We start from the raw sequence: 17,226 nt of genomic DNA, 5'->3' as shown, positions 1-17,226 counted from the left end.
GTTCCTTAAGCCAAATTTATGACAGAAGAGCCAAAGCCTTCTGCGTCGGTTGTGTGTTGGAACCAGGCGAGCGTGCTGTGAAGCTGCACGACTTCCCCCACCACGATCAGGGCGGGCATAGGGGCGTCTTTCGCAAGGCTTGCAAGGTCTTGTAATACGCCGGTCGCGACGTGCTGATCGACACGCGTGCCGCGCGAGATCACGGCGACCGGCGTGGTCGCATCGCGACCGTGCTGAATAAGCTGTTCGGCGATCTCCGCCGCTTTCATGGTGCCCATGTAGATGGCAAGGGTCTGGCGGCTCTGCGCCAGGTGCGACCAGTCAAACGGCGTGCTGTCAGGCTTGTAGTGGCCGGTTACGAAGGTCACGCTCTGGCTGTATTCGCGATGGGTCAGCGGGATACCGGCATAGGCGGTGACCGCGGAGGCCGCCGTAATGCCCGGCACCACCTGGAACGGGATCCCCGCCTGCGCCGCGGCCTGGAGCTCTTCGCCGCCGCGACCGAAGATAAAGGGATCGCCGCCCTTCAGGCGCACAACGGTTTTGCCCGCCTTCGCCGCGTCGATCAGCATCTGGTTGGTGTCGTGCTGCGGAACGGAGTGCTCCCCCGCCCGTTTACCCACGCAGATTTGCTCGGCGTCGCGACGGATCAGCTCGCGCACGCCGTCGCTCACCAGGTGGTCGTAAAAGACCACGTCGGCATCCTGAATCACCTGCAAACCGCGCAGCGTCAGCAGCCCGGCATCGCCCGGCCCGGCGCCGACCAAAATAATTTCACCCTTGCTGCTGCCCGGATTTTCCAGCTCATCTTCCAGAAGCTGCTGCGCCGCGGCCTCGTTTCCGGCGTGCATCAGGCTGGCAAAGCGCCCGCGAAAGACCCGCTCCCAGAAGCGACGGCGTTCCGTCACGCTGTTCAGGCGGGTTTTCAGGTAGTTGCGCCAGTAGCTGGCGGTTTCCGCCATGCGCCCGAGGCTCGTCGGCAACAGGGCTTCGATTTTCTCCCGCAGCACGCGGGCGAGAACGGGGGCGGTGCCGCCGGAGGAGATCGCCACCAGCAGCGGCGAGCGATCCACAATCGACGGGAAGATAAACGAGCACAGCGGCTGATCATCCACCACGTTCACCAGACGAAAACGCGCCTGCGCCGCCTGGGACACCCGGCGGTTAAGCTCGCGGTCTTCGGTTGCCGCGATCACCAGCACTACGCTGTCGATTTGCGATTCGTCGAACTGCGCAGCGCTGACGACCTGCACCTGTGCGCCTGCACGATGCAGGAAGGCAATTTTGCGATCGGCAATTTCACCCGTGCCGACCACCAGCACGGGCTTATCTTTGATGGCGGCAAAAAGGGGCAGATAATCCACAAGCAACAACTCACTAACAACCAGGAATAATGGGACTATAGGGGGCGGCTTAGACCGAATGAAATTACGAATTGGAATGAGTAGTTACTCAATGGAATAACGCGCTGAAAAAGCTAATATCAAAAAGTGCTTAACACGCGAAATTTCCGGCATTTAAGCGCAATTCAAATTGTGTATACCGGGTCACAGTTTCATACTAAGCCAGCTAAAATTTTGCTCTGTTTTTAAGGACTCACTATGTTTTCCGCAACGCGCCACCTTATTGCAGCCCTGGCGCTCGGCGTTTGCTTTATCCTTCCGGCTCAGGCAAAAAATCAACCTTATGGTGACATCGCCAGCATGCAGGCGCGCCATATTGCGACGGTCTTCCCGGGCCGTATGACCGGCACGCCCGCCGAAATGCTCTCTGCCGACTATATCCGCCAGCAGTTCGCGGAGATGGGCTACCAGAGCGACATCCGGGCCTTCCACAGCCGCTACATTTATACCTCGCGTAATAATGCCAAAAACTGGCACAACGTGACCGGCAGCACCGTGATTGCCGCCCACGAGGGGAAAGCGGACGAGCAGATCGTTATCATGGCGCACCTGGATACCTTCGCGCCGATGAGCGATACCGACACCGATAACAACCTCGGCGGCCTGACCCTACAGGGCATAGACGACAACGCCGCCGGGCTTGGGGTGATGCTCGAGCTGGCTGAACGGCTGAAGAATATCCCGACGCAGTACGGCATTCGCTTTGTTGCCACCAGCGGTGAAGAAGAAGGAAAGCTCGGCGCCGAGAATCTTCTTAAGCGCATGAGCGCAGAAGAGAAGAAAAATACGCTGCTGGTGATCAATCTCGATAATCTGATCGTCGGCGATAAGCTCTATTTTAATAGCGGACAGAGCACCCCAAGCAGCGTGCGCAAATTAACCCGCGACCGGGCGCTGGCCATTGCCCGCAGCCTCGGCATTTACGCCACCAGCAATCCCGGCGGCAACCCGGATTATCCTAAAGGCACCGGCTGCTGTAACGACGGCGAGGTGTTCGATAAGGCGGGCATTCCGGTGCTGTACGTCGAAGCCACCAACTGGGCGCTGGGTAAGAAAGACGGGTATCAGCAGCGCGCGAAGTCAAAAGCGTTTCCGAACGGGACGAGCTGGCATGACGTGAGGCTGGATAATCAGCAGCATATCGACAGCGCGCTGCCGCAGCGGATTGAGCACCGCAGCCGCGACGTGGTGAAGGTGATGCTGCCGCTGGTGAAGGAGCTGGCGAAGGCGGGGAAAGCCTGATGCGTTATTTTCCCCTCACCCTAACCCTCTCCCCATAGGGGAGAGGGGAGCGCTCGGAGCCGTCTTTTCCCCCTCGCCCCTTTGGGGAGAGGGCCGGGGTGAGGGGAAACAAGAGAAGGAATTACCCCTCGTGCAGCCCGCACTCGCGCTTGAGCCCGAAGAACCGCGTTTCCTCTTCCGCCATTCCCGGCTCCCATTTGCGCGTCGTGTGGGTATCGCCCACCGACAGATAGCCCTCATCCCACAGCGGATGGTACTTAAGCCCGTGTTTTTGCAGATACTGGTACACCGTCCGGTTGTCCCAGTCGATAATCGGCAGCACTTTGAACACCCCGCGCTGGATAGCCAGCACCGGCAGCGACGCCCGGCTGCCGGACTGATCCCGACGCAGCCCGGCGAACCAGGTCCGGGCGTTCAGCTCTTTCAGCGCCCGGTTCATCGGCTCGACTTTGTTGATTTGATTGTATTTCTCAATGCCCTCAACGCCCTGCTCCCACAGCTTACCGTAGCGCGCCTCCTGCCAGGCCGGGCTTTGCTCCGCGCGGTAAACCTTCAGGTTCAGGTTCAGCTTGTCCGTCAGCTCATCAATGAACTGGTAGGTTTCCGGGAACAGGTAGCCGGTGTCGGTGAGGATCACCGGGATGCCCGGACAAACCTGATTCACCAGATGCAAACTCACCGCCGCCTGAATGCCAAAACTCGACGAGAGCACATAATCACCCGGCAGATTTTCCAGTGCCCAGGCAACGCGCCCTTCGGCGTCCCGCTTTTCAAGCTGACCGTTGGTTTCGGCAAGCGCCAGAATGCGTTCGACTTTAGGCAGGTCGTTCAGGGCGTGTAGATCGAGTACGGACATAAGAACCTCGTTTGCCTGTTTTGCCGGGCGGCACTGCGTTTGCCCGGCCTACAAAACCAATAAATCTCCGGGATATTACTCCCAGAAATCCCTCGCGGGATCGAGCACCGGGCGAATGATGCCCGCACGCACCGTAAAGTCGCCGAAGCCTTCACCCGCTTCGCGCTCTTTCGCCCAGCGCCCGACAAGCTCGTCAATAGCGTCGAGAATTTCCGGTTCCGTAATGTTCTCGCGATACATCCGCGGAATGCGCGTCCCCATGCGGTTACCGCCAAGGTGGACGTTATAGCGACCCGGCGCTTTCCCTACCAGCCCCAGCTCCGCCAGCATCGCGCGGCCGCAGCCGTTCGGACAGCCGGTTACGCGCATCACGATATGCTCATCAGGGATACCGTGTTTTTCCAGAATCGCTTCCACCTTGTCGGTGAACGACGGCAGGAAGCGCTCGGCTTCGGCCATCGCCAGCGGACAGGTCGGGAACGACACGCAGGCCATGGAGTTCTCACGCTGCGGCTTCACCGCGTTCATCAACCCGTGATCCCGCGCCAGCTTCTCGATCTTCGCCTTCTGGCTTTCCGGCACGCCGGCCACGATCAGGTTCTGGTTGGCGGTAATGCGGAACTCGCCTTTATGGATCTTAGCAATTTCCAGCAGCCCCGTTTTCAGCGGACGGCCAGGATAGTCAAGAATACGGCCATTTTCGATAAACAGCGTCAGGTGCCATTTATTGTCGATACCTTTTACCCAGCCGATGCGATCGCCGCGACCGGTGAATTCGTAAGGACGGATCGGCTCAAACTTGATGCCCGCGCGACGCTCAACTTCTTCTTTGAACGTCTCCACGCCCACGCGCTCAAGGGTGTACTTGGTTTTCGCGTTTTTACGATCGGTACGGTTACCCCAGTCGCGCTGGGTAGTCACCACCGCTTCCGCCACCGCCAGGGTGTGCTCGAGCGGCAGGAAGCCGAACTCGCTCGCGGTGCGGGCGTAGGTCTTCTTATTACCGTGCTCAATGGACAGACCGCCGCCCACCAGCAGGTTAAAGCCCACCAGCTTGCCGTTTTCGGCAATCGCCACGAAGTTCATGTCGTTGGCGTGCAGATCGATATCGTTCTGCGGCGGGATCACCACCGTGGTCTTAAACTTACGCGGCAGGTAGGTCTGGCCGAGGATCGGCTCTTCGTCCGTCGTCGCGACCTTTTCCTGATCGAGCCAGATCTCCGCATAGGCGCGGGTGCGCGGCAGCAGGTGCTCGGAGATCTTCTTCGCCCATTCGTAGGCTTCGGCGTGCAGCTCGGACTCGTACGGGTTCGAGGTGCAAAGCACGTTACGGTTCATGTCGTTGGCGGTCGCCAGCGCGTCCAGCCCGACCGAGTGCAGCATCTGGTGAACCGGCTTGACGTTCTTTTTCAGAATGCCGTGGAACTGGAAGGTCTGACGGTTGGTCAGACGGATGCTGCCGTAAATGGTGTTTTCGCCGGCAAACTTATCGATCGCCTGCCACTGTTTGGTGGTGATCACCCCACCCGGCAGACGGCAGCGCAGCAGCATCGCGTGGCGCGGCTCCAGCTTTTGCTCGGCGCGCTCGGCGCGGATATCGCGGTCGTCCTGCTGGTACATGCCGTGGAAACGGATCAGCAGGAAGTTATCGCCGTTAAAACCGCCGGTCAGACCGTCATTTAAATCTTCGGCAATGGTGCCGCGCAGGTAGTTGCTCTCAACCTTCATGCGCTCGGCATCAGTCAGTTTGCCTTCGACCACCAGTGGGCCAGGATGTTTTTCGCTCATTAGTAGACATCTCGCTGATAACGGCGCTCTACGCGCAGCTCACTTAAAAATTCATCCGCCGCTTCGGCATCCATACCGCCGAATTGGGCAATCACTTCCAGCAACGCCTGCTCAACGTCTTTCGCCATGCGATTGGCGTCGCCGCAGACATAAATGTGGGCACCGTCATTGATCCAGCGCCACAGCTCTGCGCCCTGTTCGCGCAGTTTGTCTTGTACGTATACTTTTTCTTTTTGGTCGCGGGACCAGGCCAGATCGATGCGCGACAGCACGCCCTCTTTCACGTAGCGCTGCCACTCGACCTGGTAGAGGAAATCTTCGGTAAAGTGCGGGTTGCCGAAGAACAGCCAGTTTTTACCCGGCGCTTCATCTGCCGCGCGCTGCTGCATAAAGGCGCGGAACGGCGCGATGCCGGTGCCCGGGCCAATCATAATCACCGGGGTTTCCGGGTTGGCGGGCAGGCGGAAGTTGTCGTTGTGCTCGATAAACACGCGCACCTCGCCCTCTTCTTCCACGCGATCGGCCAGGAAGCTGGACGCGCCGCCCGCGCGGGCACGGCCTTCGATGTCGTAGCGCACCACGCCCACGGTGACGTGGACTTCGCTCTCCACTTCCGCCTGGGCAGACGCAATGGAGTAAAGGCGCGGCGTCAGCGGACGCAGCAGCCCGATTAACGCGTCGGCATCCAGCTGCGCCGGAGCGAAACGCACCATATCGACGATTGGCGTGGTGGCCGCGTAGTGTTGCAGTTTTGCCTTATCGCCCACCAGCGGCAGCAGGGATTCGCTGCGGGTCAGGGTGGCGTAGTTCTCAACGATGTTGGCCGTGTTGACGGTCAGCTCGAAATGCCACTGCAACGCTTCCGACAGCGGCAGGATTTTACCTTCGACGGTGACCTGCTCGTCGCCTTTCAGCCACAGCAGCTCAACCAGCTCTTTCACCAGCGCCGGGTCATTCTGATACCAGACGCCCAGGGCATCGCCCGGCTGATAGCGCAGGCCGGAATCACCGAGATCGATTTCGATATGGCGAACGTCTTTTTCGGAGTCGCGACCGGTGATTTTCTGGTTAACAGACAGGCTCGCCGTCAGCGGCGCCTCTTTGGTGTACGGGCTGGTGTGGATCTCATTGACGGTGCCTGACGCGGTCACGGCAGCCTGCGCCGGCGTCTCTTTCGGTACACGCGCCTTCAGCACCTCGACCACGCGCGCGCGCCATTCGGCGGCGGCGGTCTGGTATTCCACGTCAGCATCCACGCGGTCCAGCAGGCGCTCTGCGCCCAGCTCCGCCAGCTTGCTGTCGAAGTCTTTGCCGGACTGGCAGAAGAATTCATAGGAGGTATCGCCCAGGCCAAACACCGCGAAGGCGGTGCCGTTCAGCTTTGGCGCTTTCTTCGAGAACAGGAACTTGTGCAGCGCCACCGCTTCTTCCGCAGGCTCGCCCTCGCCCTGCGTTGAGGCGACAACCACCAGCAGCTTTTCTGACGCGATTTGTTTGAATTTATAATCCCCGGCGTTCACCAGGTTCACGTTCAGCTGAGCAGCAATCAGGTCATCACGCAGCGCTTCGGCGACGCGGCGGGCGTTGCCCGTCTGGGAGGCAGAGATAAGCGTGATGGCCGGAATTTCTACGGCAGACGCGGGAGCCGCCGCCACAGCGCCAGGCTGCTGGTTGAGCATCCCCCAGAAATAGCCGGAAACCCAGGCAAGCTGGGTGGGTGAAAAATCAGTGGTGGCAGCCTGAAGGCGCGCCAGTTGCTCCGGGTTCAAAGGAAGCAAGTTTGATGGTGGGGCCTGTGTTGTCATGCGTTGTTATGTTCCAGTAGCAAAGCGGACTTTAAGCGAATAAATCCAAACTGAAGATAAGGTTAACGGCGGGGATAATAACAATTAAAGAAGGGATGGAAATAATAAATAACCAAATGGACTAACCTGTTTTAGTTGTCGTTCTTAGCAATAAAACCGATTATCTAATTCATTGAAATATATATACAAAAAACGCATAAATCCCGCCGTGCCGCGCGTGCACAGGTAAAGGCCGTTTTAGTTAATGCGAAAAAATGTGCTTTCCAGTACTATGCGGCGGTTTTTTCCGCATTACTTGAGAGTTCACGATGTCCACCACACTGTTTAAAGATTTCATCTTCGAAGCTGCACACCATCTGCCGCACGTCCCTGCCGGACACAAATGCGGCCGTCTGCACGGACACTCTTTTATGGTGCGCCTTGAGATCACGGGTGAAGTCGATCCGCATACCGGTTGGATCATGGATTTTGCCGAACTGAAGGCCGCATTTAAGCCAACCTACGATCGCCTCGATCATTACTACCTGAACGACATCCCGGGTCTGGAAAATCCGACCAGCGAAGTGCTGGCAAAATGGATTTGGGATCAGATGAAGCCTCTGGTGCCGCTGCTCAGCGCCGTAATGATTAAAGAAACCTGCACCGCAGGCTGCGTTTATCGCGGCGAGTAGTCCTCTTCCGCCATGCCCGGCATGGCGGCAGCTTTCCCCTAGCGCACCAGATATCCGCCGTCCACCGCCAGAATATGCCCGTTAACGTAATCAGACGCTCGGCTTGCCAGGAAAATCACCGCTCCCATTAAGTCCTGCGGCTCGCCCCAGCGGTTAGCGGGAATATGGTCGAGAACGCGCTTATTCTCTTTCGGCGTGCTGCGCGTAATGGCGGTTATTTCCGTTTCGTAATAGCCCGGCGCGATCCCGTTGACCTGAATATTATGCTGGCCTAATTCATCGCAATACGCTTTGGTTAATCCCGCCAGCGCGTGTTTAGTTGCAGAATATGCCGGAGACCAGCGCCCGCCGAGATAAGAAAATACCGAGCAAATATTGATTATTTTACCGCTGGATTTTGGGATCATTATTTTTGCCGCTTCGTGGCTGAGCTCAAATGCGGCGGTCAGATTAATATTGATCATCGGATCCCAGTCGGCGCGGCCAAAGCGCTGCACTTTATTGAGCTTACAGATCCCGGCGTTGTTGACCAGGATATCGACGGTGCCAAAGCGCCGGCAGCAGGCGCTGATGATCTGCCGCGGCGCGCCGTCAGCGGCGATATCCGCCAGCATGAACTCGACCTCAACACCCTGCTGTTCAATGAGCTCACGGGTTTTTGCATTGTCATCGCTGATGCCGGGAATGAAGAGGTTTGCGCCTGCCTTTGCCAGCGCGAGGGAGAACGCCTGCCCCAGGCCGCTATTACCGCCCGTCACGATTGCCGTTTTTCCTTTTAAAGAGAAAAAGTCCATCGTAAATGCGTTGATCAACTCATTTGATATCATGTTTAACGCTATCCTTAAGTAAACATAAATATGAAATAAAACAGACTGACTTTCGCTAAATAATCATCAAAGATAATACAGGCAGAATAAATGCGAAGCCGGACGAATATCCTTGTCCGGCTTAAGAAATATAATCAGGCAATATTGAGATATTTATGAGTCTGCATCGACAGGCGCCAGTTACGGGCGATACAGGTTTCGATGCACAGACGCGTTGCATCTTCCTTCTGGCTGATAGGCTGAAGCGCAATGATACGCTGCTTTTCGTCTGACAGGGTCGCCAGCAGTTCGTCCAGCGCTTCGATGTCACGCACGCGCCCTACCGGGTGTTTAATCTCATCGGCACGCTCCAGCGCCTGCGAGAGCACGTCGTAACCCCCACGCATGTTCACCTTCGGGGAAACGGTCACCCAGGTGGTGTGGGTGCAGCGCACTTCGTGGGTTCCGCTGGTTTCAATCTGGCAGCTATAGCCATTTTTTTCGAGAAGATCGGTCAGCGGGGTTAGGTCGTGGATGCAGGGCTCACCGCCGGTGATCACCACATGGCGCGCCGTCCATCCCTGACGACCGACGATCGCCAGCAGATCTTCGGCACTGCCCGCGCCCCACTTATCGCTCTCTTTGGTTTTAGCCAGAATGCTAAACAGCGACACTTCCCGATCTGCGAGTTTATCCCACGTATGTTTGGTATCACACCAGGCGCAGCCAACCGGGCATCCCTGTAAACGAATAAAAATAGCGGGAACGCCGGTAAAGTAACCCTCGCCTTGCAGGGTCTGGAACATCTCGTTAATCGGGTACTGCATAGTCATCTCTGTTATGGGGGTAATGGGTAATTATCGCAGATGTTGCCCTGAAGATCATGTGCGGGAGCTGCTTTAACGCGGACATAAAAAAACCCGCCGAAGCGGGTTTTTTCTAAAGATTAAGGTTCAGAATTACTGACCTTTGATCTCTTTACGACCGTTGTATGGTGCTTTTTCGCCCAGCGCTTCTTCGATACGAATCAGCTGGTTGTATTTAGCAACACGGTCAGAACGGCTCATAGAACCGGTTTTGATCTGGCCAGCAGCGGTACCAACAGCCAGGTCAGCGATGGTAGCGTCTTCAGTTTCACCAGAACGGTGAGAGATCACAGCGGTGTAGCCAGCGTCTTTCGCCATTTTGATCGCAGCCAGAGTTTCGGTCAGAGAACCGATCTGGTTGAATTTGATCAGGATGGAGTTAACGATGCCTTTCTCGATGCCTTCTTTCAGGATCTTAGTGTTGGTTACGAACAGATCGTCACCAACCAGCTGGATTTTGTCGCCCAGTACTTTGGTCTGGTATGCGAAACCAGTCCAGTCAGACTCGTCCAGACCGTCTTCGATAGAAACGATTGGGTACTGTTTGGTCAGGTCTTCCAGGAAGTGAGTGAATTCTTCGGAGGTGAATGCTTTGTTGCCTTCGCCAGCCAGAACGTATTTACCGTCTTTGTAGAATTCAGATGCTGCACAGTCCATCGCCAGGGTGATGTCTTTGCCCAGCTCGTAGCCAGCTGCTTTAACAGCTTCTGCGATTACTGCCAGAGCTTCTGCGTTAGAACCCAGGTTTGGCGCATAGCCACCTTCGTCACCAACAGCAGTGTTCATACCTTTAGCTTTCAGAACTTTAGCCAGGTTGTGGAACACTTCAGAACCCATACGTACCGCTTCTTTCAGGGATTTCGCGCCAACTGGCTGAATCATGAATTCCTGAATATCAACGTTGTTATCTGCGTGCTCACCACCGTTGATGATGTTCATCATTGGTACTGGCATGGAGTATTTGCCTGGGGTGCCGTTCAGTTCAGCGATGTGTTCGAACAGTGGCTGACCTTTAGCGGCTGCTGCTGCTTTGGCGTTTGCCAGAGACACAGCCAGGATTGCGTTCGCACCGAAGTTAGATTTGTTTTCAGTACCGTCCAGATCGATCATGATCTTGTCGATGCCAGCCTGGTCTTTGGCGTCTTTGCCAATGATTGCCTGAGCAATAGGACCGTTTACAGCGCCAACAGCTTTCAGTACGCCTTTGCCCATGAAACGGGATTTGTCGCCATCGCGCAGTTCCAGCGCTTCGCGGGAACCAGTAGAAGCACCTGATGGAGCAGCTGCCATACCGACGAAACCACCTTCCAGATGAACTTCGGCTTCAACGGTCGGGTTACCACGGGAGTCGATGATTTCACGACCGATGACTTTAACGATTTTGGACATTAGATTTTCCTCAGTACAAGTTAAACTAAAACTCCAGACAAACAACGCGTACCAAAGGTACGCGTTGCCGTTCTAACTTTTTTTACTTCGCCTGACGCTTCTGGTACTCGCTGGCGGCTTTCACGAAGCCAGCAAACAGCGGATGCCCGTCACGCGGCGTTGAAGTAAATTCCGGGTGGAATTGGCAGGCAACGAACCACGGATGGTTTGGCACCTCAATGATCTCGACTAACTGATCATCCCCGGAACGGCCCGCAACACGCAGGCCCGCAGCTTCAATTTGTTTCAACAACATGTTGTTGACTTCGTAGCGATGACGATGGCGTTCGGTAATGGTTGGCTCACCGTACATCTGACGAACCAGGCTGTCATCAGAGAGCTGGCAAGCCTGAGCGCCAAGACGCATCGTACCACCCAGATCGCTTTTCTCAGTACGGACTTCAACGTTGCCGTCTTCGTCACGCCATTCAGTAATCAGCGCTACTACAGGGTACTTACAGTCTGGCACAAATTCCGTCGAGTTGGCGTTTTCCATGCCAACGACGTTGCGTGCAAACTCAATCAGTGCAACCTGCATACCCAGGCAAATGCCGAGATATGGAATATTGTTTTCACGTGCATAGCGCGCGGTTGCGATTTTGCCTTCTACACCACGGTAGCCGAAGCCGCCAGGGATCAGGATCGCATCCAGATCTTTCAGGATTTCAACGCCGCGCGTTTCAACGTCCTGAGAGTCGATCAGCTTGATGTTCACAGAAACGCGGTTTTTCAGACCACCGTGTTTCAGGGCTTCGATCACGGACTTATAGGCATCCGGCAGTTCGATGTACTTGCCGACCATACCGATAGTCACTTCGCCCGCCGGGTTCGCTTCTTCGAAGATAACCTGTTCCCATTCAGACAGATTGGCTTCCGGACAGTTCAAGCTGAATCGTTTACAAATATAATCGTCCAGCCCCTGTGATTTCAACAGGCCCGGAATTTTATAAATGGAATCGACGTCTTTCATTGAAATAACGGCTTTTTCCGGCACGTTACAGAACAATGCAATTTTCGCACGTTCGTTAGCCGGTACAGCGCGATCGGAGCGGCAAACCAGGATATCTGGCTGAATACCGATGGACAGCAGCTCTTTAACAGAGTGCTGAGTCGGTTTGGTTTTCACTTCGCCTGCGGCTGCCATGTAAGGCACCAGCGTCAGGTGCATGAACAGCGCATGTTCACGACCGATGTCTACGGCCAGCTGGCGAATCGCTTCGAGGAACGGCAGGGATTCGATATCACCGACAGTACCGCCGATTTCAACCAGCACAACGTCGTGGCCTTCGCCACCCGCCAGTACGCGTTCTTTGATGGCGTTAGTGATGTGCGGGATAACCTGTACGGTCGCGCCCAGATAGTCACCGCGGCGCTCTTTACGCAGAACGTCGGAGTAGATACGACCCGTCGTAAAGTTGTTGCGACGCGTCATTTTGGTACGGATGAAACGCTCGTAGTGGCCAAGATCCAGATCGGTTTCAGCGCCGTCTTCAGTAACGAACACTTCCCCGTGTTGGATTGGGCTCATGGTGCCAGGATCGACATTGATGTACGGATCCAGTTTCATCATGGTCACATTGAGGCCACGGGCTTCAAGAATGGCTGCGAGGGAGGCTGCGGCAATGCCTTTACCCAGAGAGGATACGACCCCGCCGGTCACAAAAATATAGTTCGTTGTCATGCTGAACCTGAGAAGTTAGGGTGAAACGATGGAATAACCAGGACGGGAAAGTAGTATACCCGAACACAGCGAGCGCCACAAACTTTCATTCTCCCTCTCCATTCCAGGCTATGACAAACATAAGGAGTGAGAAAATAGCCCCTTTTGGGTAAATGTTTTTGACGCAAATCAAGCGCTTGTCATTTAAAAAATCACACAAATTGCGCTTGATCGCAAAAATCCGTTAGAGATCAGATTCCTGGCGTTTTACTTCCTGCCACACTTCTTCCATCACATCGAGGTCCACGCCGGTCATTTCCAGGCCTCGGGAGGCGACTATCCGCTCAACTTCGCGAAAACGACGTTCAAACTTAATGTTGGCTTTTTGCAGCGCGGTTTCCGCTTTTACGCCCAGATGGCGCGAAAGATTCACCGTCGCGAACAGCAGGTCGCCCATCTCCTCTTCCAGCTTCGCTTCATCGACTACCGCCTGCTGCGCTTCGTGCATAACTTCGTCAATCTCTTCGTGCACTTTTTCCAGCACCGGGCCGAGGGATGTCCAGTCAAAACCGACCGTCGAGCAGCGTTTCTGAATTTTATGCGCGCGCATCAGCGCGGGCAGGTTCAGCGGGATGTCATCCAGGGCCGAGTGCTGCGATTTTTCAGCCCGCTCCGCGCTTTTGATCTGCTCCCAGCGCGTCAGCACCTCAGCGCTGTTACCCGCCGTCGCGTCACCAAAGATATGCGGGTGGCGGCGCTCGAGTTTCTCGCTGATGGCCGCACAAATATCGTCGAAGTTGAAGCGCCCTTCTTCTTGCGCCATCTGCGCGTAGAACACCACCTGGAACAGCAGATCGCCCAGCTCACCGCGCAGGTCGTCGAAATCCTCGCGGGAGATGGCGTCCAGCACTTCGTAGGTTTCTTCAAGGGTGTAAGGCGCGATGGTGGCGAAAGTCTGCTCTTTATCCCACGGACAGCCGTTTTCCGGGTCGCGAAGGCGCTTCATGATGCCAAGCAGGCGGTCGATTTGGGTCATGGTCTTTTCCATTAAATAATAAAGCCGGGCGGCGGCGTGGCCTTACCCGGCTTACAGATGAGAGTGTCTTAACCGCCGTGCAGACGACGCGCGTCAATCACATCCGGCACCTGGTTCAGCTTAGCCAGCACGCGGCCAAGCACCTGCAGGTTGTAGATTTCGATGGTCATGTCGATGGTAGCAAGCTGCTCGCGGGTATCGCTGCGGCTGGCAACGCCCAGCACGTTGACCTTTTCGTTGGCGAGGATAGTGGTGATATCACGCAGTAACCCGCTGCGATCGTTGGCCGTAACGCGCACCACCAGCGAATAGCCCGCCGAGTAGCTCTCACCCCACACCGCGTCGACGATACGCTCCGGCGCGTGAGACTGCAGTTCGGCAAGCTGGTCGCAGTCTGAGCGGTGGATAGAGATCCCGCGGCCCTGGGTAATAAAGCCCACAATGTCGTCGCCCGGAATCGGCTGGCAGCAGCGGGCAATGTGGTGCATCAGATTGCCCACGCCTTCCACCACCACGCGCCCGTTGTCTTTGCTGCGCTGCTGCGGCGCGTAGGTCTTCTGCTGAAGCTGCTTCAGCGCCGCGGCATCCTGCTCTTCCGCGCTCGGCTTGTTGAACTGCGCCTGCAGGAAATTGACCATCTGATTCAGACGGATATCCCCGCCGCCAATCGCCGCCAACAGCTCGTCCAGCTCGTTGAAGTTGTAGCGCGCCAGTAGGTGCTTTTCGGCCTCCTTGAGGCTAATCCCAACGTGCTCCAGCTCGTCGTCGAGGATCTGGCGACCGGCAAGGATGTTTTTGTCGCGATCCTGCTTGCGGAACCAGGCGTGAATTTTGGAGCGCCCGCGGCTGGTGGTGACATAGCCCAGGTTCGGGTTCAGCCAGTCGCGGCTCGGGTTCGGCTGCTTCTGGGTGATGATTTCAATCTGATCGCCCATCTGCAGCTGATAGGTGAACGGCACAATGCGCCCGCCGATTTTAGCCCCGATGCAGCGGTGCCCGACATCGCTGTGGATGTGATACGCAAAGTCGAGCGGCGTGGAGCCTGCCGGCAGGTCAACCACGTCCCCTTTCGGGGTAAAGACATACACCCGGTCATCGAAGACCTGGCTGCGCACCTCGTCGAGCATCTCGCCGGAGTCGGCCATCTCTTCCTGCCACGCAATCAGCTTGCGCAGCCAGGCGATACGATCTTCGTGGCCGGAGCGCGTCCCGCTGGACGTGCCCTCTTTGTATTTCCAGTGGGCGGCAACCCCCAGCTCGGCATCCTCATGCATCTGCTTAGTGCGGATCTGAATCTCAACGGTTTTACCGCCGGGGCCGAGCACCACGGTATGAATAGACTGATAGCCGTTCGGTTTTGGGTTGGCGACGTAGTCATCGAACTCATCTGGCAGATGGCGGAAGTGAGTATGCACTATCCCCAGCGCGGCGTAGCAGTCCTGCAAACGTTCCGCCACGATGCGCACCGCGCGCACGTCGAACAGCTCGTCAAACGCGAGGTGCTTTTTCTGCATTTTGCGCCAGATGCTGTAGATGTGCTTCGGACGACCGTAAACCTCCGCCTTCACGCCCTCTTCTTTCATTGAGGCGCGCAGACCGCCCACGAACTCGTCGATGTAGTGTTCGCGGTCAATACGGCGCTCGTGCAGCAGTTTCGCAATACGTTTGTATTCCGCCGGGTGCAGATAGCGGAAGCAGTAGTCCTCCAGCTCCCATTTGAGCTGGCCGATACCCAGACGGTTCGCCAGCGGCGCATAGATGTTGGTGCACTCTTTCGCGGCCAGAACGCGTTCGTCTTCCGGCGCGTCTTTGACCTCGCGCAGGTGCGCCACCCGCTCGGCAAGCTTGATCACCACGCAGCGGAAATCGTCCACCATTGCCAGCAGCATGCGGCGGACGTTATCAACCTGTTCTGAGGAGACAGAATCGGTATGGGTTGCCTTGAGCTGGCGAATGGCCGCCATATCGCGCACGCCGTGAATGAGCGCAACGACGGATTTCCCCACGCTTTCACGCAGAACGTCTTCGGTGACCACTTCCGCATCTGCCAGCGGGAACAGCAGCGCCGCCTGCAGCGTTTCGATGTCCATGCTGAGCATGGAGAGGATTTCGACCATTTCGATACCGCGCCACAGCAGCAGCCCGGCATCTGGATGCCCCTGCGTGGTGCGCAGACAATATGCCCAGGTTTCGGTTAAGCGTTCACACGACTGCTGGCTGGAAATCCCCAGACTTGCTATCCATTTTTGTGGGTCAAACTCACCAGCTTTATTAAGATGTGCACTTCTTACCGCAACCATCGTCCTCTCCTTTAGGGACCAGGGCCTGTCGAAGTCGACAAGCCAAACTAATTAGATGTGCTCAAACAACACCATTGACTCCAGATGCCCAGTGTGCGGGAACATGTCCAGCATTGCCAGCCGCTGAATCTGGTAACCCGCCTGGGTTAACGTCTCGCTATCGCGAGCAAGCGTGGCCGGGTTACAGGAAACATAAACCACGCGCTCGGGTGCAAGTTTAATAATGTGCTGCATCACGCCCGGCGCACCCGCGCGCGCCGGGTCGAGTAAAATTTTATCAAAGCCCTGCTTCGCCCACGGCTGTCGGGTGACATCTTCCTCCAGGTTTTGATGAAAGAATGTCACATTTTGCAAGCCATTCTGCCGGGCGTTCTCCTGGCCTTTGGCTACCAGCGCCTCGACGCCTTCAACGCCGACCACGCTTGCCGCTTTCTGCGCTAACGGCAGCGTAAAGTTGCCCATCCCGCAGAAGAGATCGAGCACCCGGTCGCCCGGCTGCACGTCCAGCCACGCCAGCGCTTTTTCTATCATCTGCTGGTTGACGCCGTCGTTCACCTGAATGAAATCCCGCGGGCTGAACGTTAAGCGTAGCCCGTTTGACGCATACCAGGGAGCCTCTCCCGTAACCTGCTCAAGTATCTCGCTTTGCGGTGCCAGGAAAAGCGCGAGTTCACTGGAATGCGAAAAGCGTTCCAGTTTTTCACGATCTTTGTTCGATAGCGGTGCAGTGTGGCGCAGCACCATCAGCGGGCCGTTGTTCGCCAGCACCAGCTCCACGTGCCCAAGATGACGAACGCCATCCAGCCCGGAGAGGCATTGGCGCACGTCCGGGAGCAATGCCTCAAGGCGGGGCACCAAAATGGGGCACTGTTTGATATTGACGATGTCGCTCGACCCCGCCCTGCGAAAGCCCATTTCCAGCTGCCCGGTTTTAGGCTGATAGTTCAGGCTCAGACGGGCGCGACGGCGGTAGCCCCAGGGCCGATCGGCAATGATGTCGTTAACGTCATGCTTGATCAGGCGCGCCAGGGCGCTGCTTTTGCTTTTTTGCTGCAGCGCCACGCTGGCGTGCTGCTGCTGGCAGCCACCGCAGACGCCGAAGTGCGGGCAGCGCGGCACCACGCGTTCAGGGCTATCATTAAGGCGACGCTTAACCTGACCGCGCGCATACTGACGTTTCTCTTCCGTCAGGGTAATTTCTGCTCGTTCTTCAGGCAGCAAACCTGTTATAAACAAAGCCTTACCATTGTGACGCGCCACCCCCTGACCAAAGGGATCGAGGTCAGTGGCTTCAACAGTTATGATCTGACGCGTCGTCACGCGTCGCTTTGCAGAGTAGAATTGCGCCATCGCCGAGATTGTTCT

The 17,226-nt window shown here is 56.6% G+C and carries 13 protein-coding genes; 2 read left to right on the top strand and 11 right to left on the bottom strand.

Going from position 1 to position 17,226, the window contains the following annotated elements:
- Nucleotides 1-5: 5 nt before the first annotated feature.
- Nucleotides 6-1,355 carry a siroheme synthase CysG gene (gene cysG, locus AB6V08_RS20390; protein ID WP_368544660.1) on the bottom strand — a complete coding sequence of 450 codons (1,350 nt, stop codon included), beginning with the start codon at nt 1,353-1,355 and terminating at the stop codon, nt 6-8.
- Between the two features lie 246 nt (nt 1,356-1,601).
- Here cysG and AB6V08_RS20385 point away from each other — a divergent pair, with 246 nt between their 5' ends.
- Nucleotides 1,602-2,645, top strand: a complete 1,044-nt coding sequence (locus AB6V08_RS20385; RefSeq protein ID WP_368544626.1) for an aminopeptidase — start codon at nt 1,602-1,604, stop codon at nt 2,643-2,645.
- Nucleotides 2,646-2,766: 121 nt separating this feature from the next.
- On the opposite strand, the gene cysH is transcribed toward AB6V08_RS20385, so the two are convergent.
- The 3 genes from cysH to cysJ all read right to left on the bottom strand — a co-directional run bounded on the left by cysH (nt 2,767) and on the right by cysJ (nt 7,094).
- Nucleotides 2,767-3,501 (bottom strand): phosphoadenosine phosphosulfate reductase, encoded by a 735-nt coding sequence (gene cysH / locus AB6V08_RS20380; protein WP_368544625.1) that lies wholly within the window; start codon nt 3,499-3,501, stop codon nt 2,767-2,769.
- A 75-nt stretch (nt 3,502-3,576) separates the two neighbouring features.
- Entirely contained in the window at nt 3,577-5,289 is a 1,713-nt protein-coding gene (gene cysI, locus AB6V08_RS20375) for an assimilatory sulfite reductase (NADPH) hemoprotein subunit (protein ID WP_368544624.1), read from the bottom strand.
- Entirely contained in the window at nt 5,289-7,094 is a 1,806-nt protein-coding gene (cysJ, locus tag AB6V08_RS20370; RefSeq protein WP_368544623.1) for an NADPH-dependent assimilatory sulfite reductase flavoprotein subunit, read from the bottom strand. The genes cysI and cysJ overlap by 1 nt, the downstream gene beginning before the upstream one ends.
- A 308-nt stretch (nt 7,095-7,402) precedes the next feature.
- On the opposite strand from cysJ, the gene queD reads away from it, so the two are divergent.
- Entirely contained in the window at nt 7,403-7,765 is a 363-nt protein-coding gene (gene queD / locus AB6V08_RS20365) for a 6-carboxytetrahydropterin synthase QueD (RefSeq protein WP_146750635.1), read from the top strand.
- Between the two features lie 38 nt (nt 7,766-7,803).
- Here queD and AB6V08_RS20360 read toward each other — a convergent pair whose 3' ends face one another.
- From AB6V08_RS20360 to rlmD, 7 genes are all read right to left on the bottom strand, one after another.
- On the bottom strand, nt 7,804-8,589 hold the full coding sequence (locus AB6V08_RS20360) for an SDR family oxidoreductase (RefSeq protein ID WP_368544659.1): 786 nt from the start codon (nt 8,587-8,589) through the stop codon (nt 7,804-7,806).
- A gap of 137 nt (nt 8,590-8,726) precedes the next feature.
- Entirely contained in the window at nt 8,727-9,398 is a 672-nt protein-coding gene (gene queE, locus AB6V08_RS20355) for a 7-carboxy-7-deazaguanine synthase QueE (RefSeq protein WP_368544622.1), read from the bottom strand.
- A gap of 132 nt (nt 9,399-9,530) precedes the next feature.
- Nucleotides 9,531-10,826: a phosphopyruvate hydratase gene (eno, locus tag AB6V08_RS20350; RefSeq protein ID WP_368544621.1), complete on the bottom strand. Its 1,296-nt coding sequence runs from the start codon at nt 10,824-10,826 to the stop codon at nt 9,531-9,533.
- Between the two features lie 82 nt (nt 10,827-10,908).
- Nucleotides 10,909-12,546 (bottom strand): glutamine hydrolyzing CTP synthase, encoded by a 1,638-nt coding sequence (gene pyrG / locus AB6V08_RS20345; RefSeq protein WP_368544620.1) that lies wholly within the window; start codon nt 12,544-12,546, stop codon nt 10,909-10,911.
- 223 nt (nt 12,547-12,769) lie between these two features.
- The gene (mazG, locus tag AB6V08_RS20340; RefSeq protein ID WP_368544619.1) at nt 12,770-13,561 is read right to left on the bottom strand and encodes a nucleoside triphosphate pyrophosphohydrolase; all 792 of its coding nucleotides are present in this window, start codon (nt 13,559-13,561) and stop codon (nt 12,770-12,772) included.
- Between the two features lie 68 nt (nt 13,562-13,629).
- A complete protein-coding gene (relA, locus tag AB6V08_RS20335) occupies nt 13,630-15,861 on the bottom strand; it encodes a GTP diphosphokinase (protein WP_368544618.1) in 2,232 nt (743 codons plus the stop codon).
- Between the two features lie 51 nt (nt 15,862-15,912).
- Nucleotides 15,913-17,211 carry a 23S rRNA (uracil(1939)-C(5))-methyltransferase RlmD gene (gene rlmD, locus AB6V08_RS20330; RefSeq protein WP_368544617.1) on the bottom strand — a complete coding sequence of 433 codons (1,299 nt, stop codon included), beginning with the start codon at nt 17,209-17,211 and terminating at the stop codon, nt 15,913-15,915.
- Between the last annotated feature and the right edge of the window lie 15 nt (nt 17,212-17,226).

It is taken from the genome of Enterobacter soli (assembly GCF_964208575.1).
In the GTDB taxonomy this organism is placed as follows: domain Bacteria; phylum Pseudomonadota; class Gammaproteobacteria; order Enterobacterales; family Enterobacteriaceae; genus Enterobacter; species Enterobacter soli_A.
This window is presented reverse-complemented; position numbering and strand designations above follow the sequence as displayed.

Excerpts from the sequence above, each read along its gene's own strand:
- cysJ (WP_368544623.1), bottom strand. The coding sequence starts at position 7,094 with ATGACAACACAGGCCCCACCATCAAACTTGCTTCCTTTGAACCCGGAG.
- relA (WP_368544618.1), bottom strand. The coding sequence starts at position 15,861 with ATGGTTGCGGTAAGAAGTGCACATCTTAATAAAGCTGGTGAGTTTGAC.
- cysI (WP_368544624.1), bottom strand. The coding sequence starts at position 5,289 with ATGAGCGAAAAACATCCTGGCCCACTGGTGGTCGAAGGCAAACTGACT.
- pyrG (WP_368544620.1), bottom strand. The coding sequence starts at position 12,546 with ATGACAACGAACTATATTTTTGTGACCGGCGGGGTCGTATCCTCTCTG.
- mazG (WP_368544619.1), bottom strand. The coding sequence starts at position 13,561 with ATGACCCAAATCGACCGCCTGCTTGGCATCATGAAGCGCCTTCGCGAC.
- rlmD (WP_368544617.1), bottom strand. The coding sequence starts at position 17,211 with ATGGCGCAATTCTACTCTGCAAAGCGACGCGTGACGACGCGTCAGATC.
- eno (WP_368544621.1), bottom strand. The coding sequence starts at position 10,826 with ATGTCCAAAATCGTTAAAGTCATCGGTCGTGAAATCATCGACTCCCGT.
- queE (WP_368544622.1), bottom strand. The coding sequence starts at position 9,398 with ATGCAGTACCCGATTAACGAGATGTTCCAGACCCTGCAAGGCGAGGGT.
- queD (WP_146750635.1), top strand. The coding sequence starts at position 7,403 with ATGTCCACCACACTGTTTAAAGATTTCATCTTCGAAGCTGCACACCAT.
- cysH (WP_368544625.1), bottom strand. The coding sequence starts at position 3,501 with ATGTCCGTACTCGATCTACACGCCCTGAACGACCTGCCTAAAGTCGAA.
- AB6V08_RS20385 (WP_368544626.1), top strand. The coding sequence starts at position 1,602 with ATGTTTTCCGCAACGCGCCACCTTATTGCAGCCCTGGCGCTCGGCGTT.